This window comes from Pseudomonas sp. P5_A12, assembly GCF_056400685.1.
On record NZ_JBFUKU010000165.1, the window covers coordinates 1 to 12,759 of the forward strand.

Genomic DNA, 12,759 nt, shown 5'->3' on the forward strand with positions numbered 1-12,759 from the left:
GCATAAACCCTTTGTTTTTCCGTAGCTATCTGCTCGGCATCCAGCGCCGAAAACTCGCGCCCGACAACAAAGTCCGCCGCGTTGTTACCGGCAAACCAGCCATAAGTGAACGCGCCGAGCATATAGTTATGCGGCACCGCAGCCATGTCACCCGCCGAGTACAAACCCTTGACCGAAGTTTCCGCCTTCTCGTTGACCCACACACCCGACGCTGAATGCCCGCTGCAAAAACCGATCTCGGAGATGTGCATCTCGACCATCTGCGTGCGGTAGTCGGTGCCGCGATTGGCGTGGAACTGGCCGCGACTCGGGCGTTCGTTGCTGTGCAGGATCTCTTCGATGTTCTGGATGGTTTCCTCGGCCAGGTGATCGAGCTTGAGAAAGACCGGGCCGTTGCCGCTTTCGAGTTCCTGATGGAACTCCCACATCATCTGACCGCTCCAGTAGTCGCACTCGATGAAGCGTTCGCCCTTGTTGTTGGCGGTGTAGCCACCCAAGGGGCCGGTGACGTAGGCGCAGGCCGGGCCGTTGTAGTCCTTGATCAGCGGGTTGATCTGGAAGCATTCCAGGTTCGCCAGTTCAGCCCCGGCGTGGTAGGCCATGGCGTAACCGTCGCCGGCATTGGTCGGGTTTTCGTAGGTGCCCATCAGGTAACCCGAGGACGGCAAACCGAGGCGTCCGGCAGCGCCGCAGCAGAGGATCACGGCTTTGGCCTTGATCACGTGGAAGTCGGCAGTGCGGCAGTCAAACCCCATCACACCGTTGACCGCGCCCTCTTCGTCCGTCAGCAAACGCGTGCAGACCAGCCTGTTGGTGATGCTCACCCGCGCCCGCTTCAACTGGCGATACAGGACTTTCTTGATGTCGTGGCCTTCAGGCATCGGCAGCACGTAAGCACCCATGTGGTGGACCTTTTTCACCGCGTAGTCGCCGGTCTCGTCCTTCTCGAATTTCACCCCCCAGCGGTCCAGTTGTTCGATAGTTTCAAAGCTGTGAGTCGCGTAGGCGTACACCGCCGCCTGGTTGACGATGCCGTCGTTGGCGATGGTGATTTCCTTGGTGTACTGCTCCGGCGTCGAGTGGCCGGGAATGATCGCGTTGTTCAGGCCGTCCATGCCCATGCTGATTGCGCCGCTGCGTTTGACGTTGGCCTTGTCAATCAACAACACGCGCAGATCACGGTTGCGTTCCTTGGCCTTGATCGCCGCCATCGGCCCCGCAGTGCCGCCGCCGATCACGACGATGTCGTATTCCTGCTCCAAAGTGCTTCGCGTCATGCCTGCGCCCCTTTTTGCCGGTCGATCCGCAAGCGGTACTGGAAGGCATCGCCACGGTAGTAAAGGTGTTCGAAGTCCACGGGTTGGCCGCTGGCATCGTGGGTCAGTCGTTCGATGCGCATGATCGGCGAGCCCGGTTCGACGTTCAGCGCCTGGGTCAGGTCGCTGTCGGCCAGGACCGCATCGATAGCCAGATCGGCGTGACCGAGGGCCAGGCCGCAGTCGTTTTCGAGGATCAGGAAAATATCGCGAGTGACCAGATCTGCTTTCTCCAGCCGTTCACCGAGGTCTTTGGGCAGGTAGGTAATTTCCAGCGAAATCGGCTCACGGTTAATCAGGCGCACCCGTTTGATCTGCGCCACGGTTTCACCTTCAGCGACTTGCAAACGCTCAGCGACGAGTTTGTCGGCGGCGATGAACTTGAAGCTGCGCAGGCGGTTGATCACCTCGTAGCCACGACCGGTCATGGACTCGGCCAGGCCTTGCAGGGTGCTGACGTTCTGGAAGGTTTTTGGCTTGGCGACGAAGGTGCCTTTGCCGTGGATCTTGAAGATCAGCCCTTCTTTCTGCAGATCTCCCAGGGCCTGGCGCACGGTGATGCGGCTGACTTTGAACAACGCGCCGAGTTCACTCTCGGACGGCATCTGGCTGTCTTGCGGGTATTCACCGTCGAGGATGCGGGCGCGCAGCACGTCACGCAGTTGGGTGTGCAGAGGGACGCTGCTGAGGGATAGAACGTTATCAGTCATGGCGATCACTTGTTATAACGAGTTATGACGTGATCTTAGAGAGAGTGGCCGCAGGTTGAGAAATACTGTTTGAGCATAAGGTTAGATTCGCCGAACGAGCACAATCCTTTGTAGCAGCTGCGGAGCACCGCGAGGCTGCGTCCGGCGGCGMAGCCGTCGTGAAATCAGAGAGTGCGGTGTGTCAAAAAACCTTGCATGCAGGGTTTACGACGGCTKCGCCGCCGGACGCAGCCTCGCGGTGCTCCGCAGCTGATACATTGGTGTGGTTCAGTGGGCGCTAGTGGCGTTTGAGGATCTGGTCCATCACCCAGTCGGTTTTCAGTGCTTCCCCGGCCACTGCCGGATGCTGCGCTTCGCCGCGAATATGCGCGTTCATGCCCAGCACGTGATGCCACTGGATGTGTTCGTGATGATCGATGTGCAGGCTGATATGTTCATCCGCGTGAAGCTGCACCGGGTGCTCATCGAACACTGAAAAACTGATCCGGCCCTGGCTGCCGATCACCTCGACCCGATCCTCGCGACGATCTGCCACGAAGTTCCAGCAGCCCATGCCCGTTGCGCCCGAAGCAAACAGCCAACTGGCACTGACCGCATCTTCGGCTGCATACAACCCGGCCTGACACGCGGTGAAACCGGCGACGTCGGTGATGTCGCCGAGCAGGTACTGGAACAGGTCAAACCCGTGGCTGGCGAGGTCAGCGAAGTAACCGCCACCGGCAATGCCCGGGTCCGTGCGCCAGTTGTGCACGCCGCCCAGATCGACGGATGACGGGGCTTTGGTCAGCGTCCAGGTCAGGTGCCGGACCTCGCCGATCCGCCCCGCGTCCAGCCACTGACRCACTTGCTCGAAACGCGGCAACGAGCGCCGGTAGTAGGAAACGAACAGGTGCAATCCGGCGTCGGCAAAGACCTTTTGCATCTCGCGGCTTTGCCCGGCATTCAGCGACATCGGTTTTTCGACACAGCAATGTTTGCCGGCGGCGGCCACCAACAGGCTGTAGGCGTGATGACTGTCGGGTGGCGTGGCGATGTACACCGCGTCCACCTCGGGATCATTGATCAGCGCTTGCGCGTCGGTGTACACCCGGGCGATGCCATGGCGTGTGGCGTAATCCGTCACCGCCTCAAGACGCCGCCCCATCACCGCCACCAACGCCGAACCGGGGGCCTTGTAAAAGGCCGGCCCGCTTTTGCGCTCGGCGACACTGCCACAACCAATCATGCCCCAACGCACCACGTCCATGTTCACCTCCTGTTCGTTAGCCAATACGCAAGGCGCGCAGGTCCAGCTGACCGTCCTTGAGCGGTGGGCACCAGTAGTAGCCGCCAGTGATTGGTCGGCTGATGCGGTACAAGCCGTCGGTGATGCCGTCTTCCAGACCGCTCATGCGCCGCAGTTGCGCTTCGAAGGCGTCGAGGGAAAAGCCGAACGCGAGGAACATCAGGCCAGCGCGGTCGCCTTCGATCCACGGCATCGAGCGACGGACGACGAATGCCTCGGGCGCGAAGCTTTCCTGGGCGGTGCGTTTGACGTGGGCCGAGACCGGCGCATCGTCGAGTTCTTCGTTGTCGCTCAACCGACGGCCCATGATGTTGTCCTTCTCATGGGACGGCATCGCGTGGAAGCCTTTGAGGTCATGTTGCCACTGCTGGATCGCGGCGAAACTGCCGCCGACCAGACCCTCCGAGCCTTCGCGCAACAGCGCAGCGACTACCGCGGCTTCGTCGTGGGGGTTTTCCGTGCCGTCTTCGTAACCGGTCAGGTCGTGGCCGGTCTTGTGGCGGAAGGTTTCGTTCATTTGCACCAGGCGCAGGGCCGGCGCCAGGGCGGCTTCGATGGCCTGGCTGCGATTAAGCAATTCACCCCGGTCGACGCCATGCAGCCAGCACCACAAGGCGTGTTGCGTCGACGGGTTGTCGACGCCAACCCCGGTCAACGCCGGAAACGCTCGCAGGCCATCGATCTGCGCGTGCAACGCCTTGACCAGCGACGCCCCGAAACCGACGACAGCCGATTTCCCGTCCACCAGTTGCATCAGGTTGTTGAGCGCGACCGGCAATGCTTCGGCGGATTCGAGGGCGAAGAACATATGGCGGGCTTGAGGCGGAACAGGGGTGGCGAGAATGCCCGGCTGGTAATAACTCATATGAACTCCTTGAAAATGAGCACTGAGTTTAACCGGGGAAAGCGAATTTGTGTGCACCGCTCTGTAGTAGCTGCCGAGCAGCGCGAGGCTGCTACAGGGGATCGAGTAGTGGGCTTTCGTTGCGGAACGCACTCGGGCTCATGCCGGTCCAGCGTTTGAAGGCGCGGCGAAAACTGCGCACGTCGCTGTAGCCGACTTCTTCGGTGATGCGCTCGATCGACATGTCCGGATTGGCCAGCAGGCGCATCGTGCGCGCCTGGCGCACTTGCTCCAGCAGCGTTTCGAACGTCAGCGCGTGTTCAGTGAGGCGGCGGCGCAAGGTGCGGCTGCTCATGTTCAGGTCACTGGCGATTTTCTCGATGTGGCTGCCTTCGATCAGGTCCCGGGCAATTGCCCTTTCCACCGCCTGGATCAAGTCCATTTTCTGATGCACCTGCGTGGCTTCCAGCTCCAGCAATTTCACGGCCTGACGCAGGGCCAGGGAATGGTGATTGGGCAGGTGGACGTCCAGCCAATGCGCAGCGATCACCATGCGGTTTTGCAGGCAGCCAAAACGCACATCGGGCCCCAGCAGCCGAGAATACTCGCTGAGATAGTCCGGCGCGGCGTGCATGAACTCCACCGCCATCGGCTTGAAATCCGCCCCGACCAGCGCCCGGCCATACACCAGCAGACTGGCGAAAAACTCCTCGACCGCAAACAGCTGCACATCGGCGAATGGCAAGCGGCATTCGGCGTCGACAAACACCCGATCACTGGCCTCCTCCACGCTCGACACCACAATCCCGCCAGAGGTGTGCTGATGCCGAATACCCATTTCAAAGGCATCGCGCAGGGTCTTGCACAGCGACAGCACATGCCCCAGCAGCCCGAGTGTGCCGAGCACATTCTGCGCGCCGACCCACAAGCCCAGCCCCTGATTGGGCAAGACTTTGAGCGCGCGCTGGATCATGGCCACGGCCTGGCGATAGGAAATACGCTGCGCTGGGTCCTGAAGGTCTTCAAAGGTAAAGCCCAGCCCTCGGCAAAGGCTGTCAGGGTTGACGCCTTTTTGCTCCGCGACTTCGGCCAGTGTTTGCAGGAGAAATGGCGACACCAGCGCCAGTTCAAAGGTGGGATCGATGACTTTCATTTGCATGGGGCTATACATTCCGGGCCAAGCTGCATTCTTATTTTTGTTACCGGTTATGTCGACGGAAGTTAGCACAGGGTTTAACGGCTGTCCGCAGAAGTCCCCCTAATTGGCCGCCAATACCCTGCCTTGTACGGCGCAGACAGCTTATTTCTATGTTGCGGCCCTCGTACGGACGCAGGAAAGCCCGCCAACAATAATAACGAGTACACCCATGATCCCGACCCGCACGAGATTTCCCCTACTGGTCATCAGCCTGGCCGGCGCCTGCGCCATTCAACCGGTGCTGGCCACCGAGGCTGGCGTGGACAATATCGGCCCCGGCACCGACGGCTTTTTCATGTTGCCGCTGTCGCCCGACAGCCTTCCGGCCAACATGCTGGCGTTCAACCTCTACTACAACCACTACACGTCCACGAAGCTGAACATCAGCTCGCTCGGCGGTAAGGTTCCGCAAGTCGACATCGAATCCACGGCGGTGATTCCGCGCCTCGATTACCTCAGTCCGCTGCGGGTTTTTGGTGGCCGGGTGGCGGGCTACATCGCGCAGCCCTGGCTCAAGCAGGAGGTCTCGGTGTTCGGCTTGCACGACACCCGCGAAGGTATGGGCGACACCACTGTCGCGCCAATCATTCTCTGGGACATGGGCCCAACCTTGACCTTGGGCGCCGCGCTGGAAATTACCGTGCCGACCGGCGAATACGCGGTCGATCGCCTGGCCAACACCAGCAACAACTTCTACACCTACAAACCGCTGTTCTCCTTCACCTGGCTGCCGTCGGAAAACACCGAGATGTCGGTGAAGACGACGTACAGCTTCAACGGGAAAAACAAAGACACCGATTACGAGTCGGGGCAGATTTTCCACTTCGACTATTCGGCCAGCTACAAAATCACCGATGATTTGATGTTCGGGTTGAACGGCTACTACCTCAAGCAAACCACCGACGACAAGCAATTCGGCCACACCGTGCAGTTCAATGGTCAGGACGTGAACGACGGGGTGCGCGGCCAGGTGTTTGCGATTGGCCCGGCGTTGCACCTGACCTTTTTGAAGTACGCCAGCGCGGAGATCCGCTGGGCCAAGGAGTTTGATGTGGAGAACCGGCCTGAAGGGGAAATGCTTTGGGCCAAGGTCAGTATTCCCTATGCGTTTTAACTGAACTGACGCYTTCGCGAGCAAGCCCGCTCCCACATTTGACCGCATTCCCCTGACAGGACTCGRTCAAATGTGGGAGCGGGCTTGCTCGCGAAAGCGTCAGAAAAAGCACCAAAAAGCTTTCAGGAATACACCGGCCAGGTGTCAACAATCCGCCCACCCCGAACCGCCAGCAAATCCCCAAACTGCAACAGCACCGACTCCGTCTGGGTCGGCCTTAAAAACACCTGATCCTCAACCCCAAGCCCCACCGCCGCCGAACCATTGACTATTTCCTGATTCGAACTGCGGCCATACACCCCGTTACTCTGCAACCCCGGCGGCGATTCGAACTCTGCCATCCAGTTACCGCCATAGATGAAAAACGTCTCGCGCTGGTTGGTGTCCCACCAGGAAAACAGTCGGGACTTGTCATCCAGCGCCGGGATGTTCACCGCCCCGGCGCTTTTCAACACCGGCGTGGCGATGTAAGCGGCGGGCACATGTTCCACCAGCGACGGCAAATCGTAGTGCGTCGGCTTGAGCATCGCCGTGCCCACCGAGACTTCGCTGCTGAGTTGTTCGTGCTCATGCATGCGATAACTTGGGCTGCCGGCCGTGTTGAGGGTCAGCCCTTCATGCCACAGACCGGGATATTGTTGTCGGGTGAAGTCGACGCAACGGTTGTAAATCACCATCACCTTGGCGAACAGTTCTTCGGGCGTACCCAGGATCCCCGGCACGCCCATACCGACAAACGGGTCGTAGCCCATGAACCCGGTAAACTCCAGGTGCTGCGGGTGTTGGCTGATCAGCGTCAGCATCCGCCCGAGCACAGCCAGATCGCTGACACCGCCACGATGCAGGCCCACGTCCAATTCAATGTTCACCCGTAACCGCGTACCCAATCCCTGTGCCAGCGCCAGGTATTGTTGCAATCGCTCAGGCGTATCGAGCAACCACTGCAATTGCTTTGACGGGTCGAAAGGCCCCTTGTGCGACTGAAAAAACAGCTGCGCCGAACGCACCGGCAGTGGCTTGCCCAGCAGGATGTCGGACTCGGGAAACTGTACCGCGTCATGATTGAGAAACGGCTGATGAAACGACATCAACCGCTGTGTGTCGGCGCGCGTGGCGATGTACGTCAGCAACCCCGGCGCCGGCAACGACTTCTCCACCAGTCGCAGGTGCTTGCCGCCGCGTTTTACCGATTGCATCACCGTATCGATGTTGTGATCCAGCCGGTCAAGATCGATCAACATCACCGGACGCATCGGCCCGTGCTCCTTGAGCTCGCGGTTCAGTGCACGAAAATAGTCACTGTACGGCGCGCCTCGATCACCTGGCCGCAACCACGCCCCGACACCCACCAACAACGCGCCGAGGCCGGCGGTTCCGATCAGAAAATTACGCCGATTGACAGCCATCAGCTCACCCCCAGAATCGATGACAAGTGCGCGTTAAGGAATTTACCGCTAGGGTCGAGTTCCTGCCGGACCTGGAGGAATTCCTGCCAGCGCGGGTACAGCGGCTGCAGGTTTTTCGCGTTGAGGGTGTGCAACTTGCCCCAGTGCGGCCGGCCGTTGTACTTCCAGAAAATCGGCTCGACGGCGGCGAAAAAGTTGTGATGATCCATCTGGTAATGCTGGTGAACCGAGATCGAGCAACTGTCGCGCCCTTCGAACATGCTCAAGGGAATGTCGTCGGCTTTGACGTAACGGTATTCAATCGGAAACCAGGTGCGAAGGTCTTTGTCCCGGATCAGCTTGAGAATCTCGCGCAGGCACGCCGGGCCGTGCTCTGCCGGCACTGAATACTCCATTTCGTTGAAACGCACCGTGCGCACGTTGGCGTAGATGTCGAACGAGTCGCCCACCCGATCATCGAAGCTGGCGATGTGGCGCAAGCTATTGAGCATCGTGTGGCGCAGGTCAGGGAAGTCGCTGCCGTACTTGTCGAGCTTTTCGATCAAGGTCACGAACTCGTTACCGCCCTCCTCATCCGCCGGGATCGGCGGTGTGGCCGGGTCGGTGGTTTCGTTCAAGGCGATCGACAGCGCGTAGTCGGAGTGGGTGACCACTTGCATTTCCCAGTGCTGGTTTTCCCGAGTGTTCTTGTCGAGGTCTTCCAGTAATTCTTCGGTCTTGGCGACCCACTGGCGTTCTCTCAAGCGATACGCCGGGCGGTTTTGCAGACGGATTTTCGTCGCCACCCCGAGCGCGCCGAGGGACACCCGCGCCGCGCTGAACACCTCAGGATGTCGCGTGCTGTCGCAGTCCAGCACCTCGCCATTGGCGTTGACCAATTGCAGGCCGCAGACGTGGGCGGAATAGGACTGAAAGTTTTTTCCGGTGCCGTGGGTCGAGGTGGAAATCGCCCCGGCGAGGGTCTGGTAATCGATATCGGCCATGTTTTGCAGGGCCTGGCCAATGTCTTTGAGCGGTGTGCCCATGCGCGACATCGGCGTGCCGGCGGCGAACTCCGCTTGCAGTGTTTTCGAGTCGTGATCGAGCAACCCGGTGAAATAACTCAGCGACAGCAATGTGCCGTCGGTGGGCACCAGCGCGCTGAAGGAATGCGCCGAGCCCACCGGGCGAATCTTGCCGGGGGCCTGACGCACCACCTGGGTCAACTCATCCAGATTCGTGGGCGCCAGCCGCGCTGCCGGCAGGCAACTCTGCCCCCCCGACCAGTTCCGCCAGGGAATCAGCCGCGGAGCCCGCAGCAATTCGGCCAGCGCAGGCGTTGAGCCGAGCGCAGTAAAGGCACCAATGACACTCGCCCGTTGCAACAACTGACGCCGTGTTAAGTCCATCATCATGAATCGCACCCTGCTGTTCTTATTGTGGGATGTGCTGGCCGGACATGAAGATAATCAGCGCCAGGAACTGTTCTTGCGAACACTGCATGCACATCCCCATCGGGGGCATGCCGTTGTAGCCGTTGATCGCGTGATCGAGCAGCGTATCGGCGCCCTGCATGACCCGAGGTTCCCAGGCGTTCTTGTCGCCGGTCAGCGGCGCCCCGGCCGCCGGGTTGGCGTGGCAAAGCTTGCAACTGTTGTCATAGACCTGCGCCAGCTCGGTGTCGGCGGGCCTGGCGGTAGCGGCTTCGCTATACGTGGCCGGGTTTTTCGGCTCTTCGCCACACCCCGCGAGCAACGCCGCGAAGACACACCCCATCAGGGCAAAACAAAGACTAGGCTTTTCAGTGAATCGGCGTGCCCGCATGGCGGTCCTCTCGATGGGTGCCCGGTCAGCCGGATGCACTTTTTTTGTTGTGATCAAGGAGAGCTCAACACTAAGTCACCCGGCGTGGGCAGGTTGAGGGCATTGGGGGCCAACAAAGGGGGCTTCTGAGGCCATGACCCACGCGCCGGGAAATTCACGCACCTTCACGCTGTGCCACAAATCACCAAGATGAGTCATGACAAGCGAGGCCGAGGCCTGCTAAAACGTTTCACCAAGGCATCACCTAATCCGAAGGGGGTAGCGACATGACCACAACCAAGATTCTCGACAACCTGTTTCCGAGCCAGGCTGACATCCCGGAAAAGTACCGCCTCGACGGTCAGACCGAGCAGCGTGAGTACCTGGTCGATGGCGAATTGAAAACCTGGTCCGGGCCTCTCGCCCAAGTCCGTAGCCCGGTTTACCTGAGCGGTGCCAATGGCGACGAGCAAGTGATCCTCGGCAGCACGCCGCTGCTGGATGCCGACACCGCACTGACCGCCCTGGACGCCGCCGTCCGAGCGTATGACCGTGGTCAGGGCTTGTGGCCGACCATGCGGGTAGCCGAACGCATCCAGCATGTTGAAGCCTTTTTGGGTCGTATGCGCGAGCAACGTGAGGCGGTGGTCAAGCTGCTGATGTGGGAAATCGGCAAGAACCTCAAGGACTCGGAAAAAGAGTTCGACCGTACCTGCGATTACATCGTCGACACCATCAATGCGTTGAAGGAACTTGACCGCCGCTCCAGCCGTTTCGAGCTGGAACAGGACACCCTCGGCCAGATTCGCCGCGTCCCGCTTGGCGTCGCCCTGTGCATGGGCCCTTACAACTACCCGCTGAACGAAACCTTCACCACGCTGATACCAGCACTGATCATGGGCAACACCGTGGTGTTCAAACCGGCCAAACTCGGCGTGCTGTTGATTCGCCCGCTCCTGGAAGCGTTCCGCGACAGCTTCCCGGCCGGGGTGATCAACGTGATCTACGGCAGCGGCCGCGAGACGGTCAGTGCGCTGATGGCCAGTGGCAAGATCGACATCTTCGCGTTTATCGGCACCAACAAAGCCGCCAGCGACCTGAAAAAACTCCACCCCAAGCCTCACCGTTTGCGTGCGGCGTTGGGCCTCGATGCGAAAAACCCCGGTATCATCTTGCCGGAGGTCGATCTGGACAACGCAGTCAGCGAAGCAGTGACCGGCTCACTGTCGTTCAACGGCCAGCGCTGCACCGCGCTGAAAATCCTCTTCGTCCATGAAGACGTGGTCGAGGAGTTCATCGAGAAATTCAACGCCAGACTCGCCAGCCTCAAACCCGGCATGCCGTGGGACAGTGGCGTGGCACTGACCCCGCTTCCGGAATCCGGCAAGGTCGATTACTTGCATTCGCTGGTGGCGGACGCCGAAAGCAAAGGGGCCAAGGTGGTCAATCCCAATGGCGGTCAGGCCCGCGCCTCGTTCTTCTACCCGGCGGTGCTGTACCCGGTGACCCCGCAAATGCGCGTCTATCAGGAAGAACAGTTCGGCCCGGTCATCCCGATTGTGCCCTACCGTCACCTGGACACGGTGATCGATTACGTCCTGGAATCGGACTTCGGCCAACAATTGAGTATCTTCGGCACCAACCCGGTCGCGGTCGGCCGGCTGGTGGACACGTTCGCCAACCAGGTCGGGCGCATCAACCTCAACGCCCAATGCCAGCGCGGCCCGGACACTTTCCCGTTCAACGGGCGCAAGAACTCGGCCGAGGGCACGTTGTCGGTGCATGATGCATTACGGACGTTTTCGATCCGCACGTTGGTCGCCACCAAGTTCCAGGAAACCAATAAAGACCTGATCAGCGAGATCATCAGCGGACGCAGTTCAAGCTTCCTGACCACTGATTACATTTTCTGAGGACACAGCAACTGACCACCTTCAGCCAACGATTGCCACCACTGCTGCGCCGACTGCTGCGTCCGTTGCTGGACCCGTATCGGCGCTATCGCAATGCCAGACTGATCCACGCGGTGCGGGTATCGCTCGGATTGCTGGCGACGATCCTGCTGACCACCGGCATTGATTTGCCCCATGGCGAATGGGCGTCGGTGACGATGCTGGTGGTGATCGGTGGCTTGCAGCATCACGGCAATATCGGCAAAAAAGCCACCGAGCGTGCCATTGGCACCTTGATCGGAGCCGGTGTCGGTCTGCTGCTGGTCGCGCAACAGGCCTGGCTCGGGATGCCGTGGCTGACTTATTTCGCCATGTCGGTGGTGTGCGGGTTTTTCTCCTATCACGCCATTGGCAAGGGTGGTTATACGGCGTTGCTGGCCGCCATTACCGTGTTTATCGTCGCAGGGCATGGCGACAACGCGATCACGGCTGGCCTGTGGCGCGGGGTGGACATTCTGATCGGCATTGCGCTCGCACTCGCGTTTTCCTTCGCTCTGCCGCTGTATGCGGTGTTTTCCTGGCGCTACAACCTGGCCGATGCGCTGCGCGATTGCGCGACGGTCTACAGGCGCATCATCAATGGAGAGCCGGTCAGCGATGATGAACACCTCAAACTCATGGGCCGCCTGAACAGCGTAATGGTGCAATTGCGCTCGCTGATGCCGTCGGTGTCCAAGGAAGTGAAAATCTCCATGACCGAACTGGATGCCATTCAGCGCAACTTGCGCATGTGCGTCAGCACCCTGGAAATCCTCGGTAACACCCGCCCGGACACCAGCGACCCGCATGGCATGGCGCAGCTGCAATCAGCGATGACCGCGGAACATCGGCAAATCCGCATGCAACTGAGAGGGATGGCGCGGGCCTTGAAAACCGGTGCGTCGCAACGGCTGAGCCGACCCGTCGACCTGACGGCGGTATCAAGCCTGGAAGCGCCGGTCTACAGCCCGCTGGACGGCTATCGGTTATTGACCCACCAGTTCGCCGCCAACATCAGCGAAATGCGCCAGCGACTGGCCAAGACCGCGCCACGCTGGAACATCTGACGCTTACTGCGCCGCCAACTTTCGCGACTTGAAGCCCCAGCCCTGCTGCATACCCGCGGCAGCCAGCAGAATCGCCGCCACGCCGAGCCATTGCAGCGGTTCCAGG

General features: G+C 60.2%; 11 protein-coding genes and 1 pseudogene. 3 read left to right on the forward strand and 9 right to left on the reverse strand.

The genetic code is table 11. The annotated features are described in order from the left end of the window. From AC1DSG_RS20080 to AC1DSG_RS20100, 5 genes are all read right to left on the reverse strand, one after another. Positions 1–1,277: fumarate reductase/succinate dehydrogenase flavoprotein subunit (locus AC1DSG_RS20080; protein WP_477792443.1), on the reverse strand; the 1,277-nt coding region annotated here is incomplete at its 3' end. Continuing rightward, entirely contained in the window at positions 1,274–2,026 is a 753-nt protein-coding gene (locus AC1DSG_RS20085) for a GntR family transcriptional regulator (protein WP_477792444.1), read from the reverse strand. The genes AC1DSG_RS20085 and AC1DSG_RS20080, both read right to left, overlap by 4 nt. A 277-nt stretch (positions 2,027–2,303) precedes the next feature. Next, positions 2,304–3,272 carry a Gfo/Idh/MocA family protein gene (locus AC1DSG_RS20090; protein WP_477792445.1) on the reverse strand — a complete coding sequence of 323 codons (969 nt, stop codon included), beginning with the start codon at positions 3,270–3,272 and terminating at the stop codon, positions 2,304–2,306. A 16-nt stretch (positions 3,273–3,288) separates the two neighbouring features. Beyond that, positions 3,289–4,176, reverse strand: coding sequence for a Dyp-type peroxidase (locus AC1DSG_RS20095; protein WP_477792446.1), 888 nt, complete (start codon positions 4,174–4,176; stop codon positions 3,289–3,291). A 91-nt stretch (positions 4,177–4,267) separates the two neighbouring features. Beyond that, entirely contained in the window at positions 4,268–5,314 is a 1,047-nt protein-coding gene (locus AC1DSG_RS20100) for an AraC family transcriptional regulator (protein WP_477792447.1), read from the reverse strand. Between the two features lie 208 nt (positions 5,315–5,522). Here AC1DSG_RS20100 and AC1DSG_RS20105 point away from each other — a divergent pair, with 208 nt between their 5' ends. Then, positions 5,523–6,467 carry a SphA family protein gene (locus tag AC1DSG_RS20105; RefSeq protein ID WP_477792448.1) on the forward strand — a complete coding sequence of 315 codons (945 nt, stop codon included), beginning with the start codon at positions 5,523–5,525 and terminating at the stop codon, positions 6,465–6,467. Positions 6,468–6,589: 122 nt separating this feature from the next. Here the strand turns inward: AC1DSG_RS20105 and AC1DSG_RS20110 are convergent, their stop codons facing one another. The 3 genes from AC1DSG_RS20110 to AC1DSG_RS20120 form a co-directional block, all read right to left on the reverse strand. Next, a complete protein-coding gene (locus AC1DSG_RS20110; RefSeq protein ID WP_477792452.1) occupies positions 6,590–7,798 on the reverse strand; it encodes a DSD1 family PLP-dependent enzyme in 1,209 nt (402 codons plus the stop codon). 74 nt (positions 7,799–7,872) lie between these two features. Continuing rightward, the gene (locus AC1DSG_RS20115; protein ID WP_477792449.1) at positions 7,873–9,267 is read right to left on the reverse strand and encodes a D-arabinono-1,4-lactone oxidase; all 1,395 of its coding nucleotides are present in this window, start codon (positions 9,265–9,267) and stop codon (positions 7,873–7,875) included. A gap of 19 nt (positions 9,268–9,286) precedes the next feature. After that, positions 9,287–9,676, reverse strand: a complete 390-nt coding sequence (locus AC1DSG_RS20120; RefSeq protein WP_477792450.1) for a c-type cytochrome — start codon at positions 9,674–9,676, stop codon at positions 9,287–9,289. A 266-nt stretch (positions 9,677–9,942) separates the two neighbouring features. Here AC1DSG_RS20120 and AC1DSG_RS20125 point away from each other — a divergent pair, with 266 nt between their 5' ends. Both AC1DSG_RS20125 and AC1DSG_RS20130 read left to right on the forward strand, forming a co-directional pair. Continuing rightward, positions 9,943–11,568, forward strand: coding sequence for an NADP-dependent glyceraldehyde-3-phosphate dehydrogenase (locus AC1DSG_RS20125; protein WP_477792451.1), 1,626 nt, complete (start codon positions 9,943–9,945; stop codon positions 11,566–11,568). A 41-nt stretch (positions 11,569–11,609) separates the two neighbouring features. Beyond that, a complete protein-coding gene (locus AC1DSG_RS20130; RefSeq protein WP_477792453.1) occupies positions 11,610–12,653 on the forward strand; it encodes an FUSC family protein in 1,044 nt (347 codons plus the stop codon). A 3-nt stretch (positions 12,654–12,656) separates the two neighbouring features. Here the strand turns inward: AC1DSG_RS20130 and AC1DSG_RS20135 are convergent. Further along, positions 12,657–12,759: pseudogene (locus tag AC1DSG_RS20135) on the reverse strand (EamA family transporter); the annotation flags it as partial.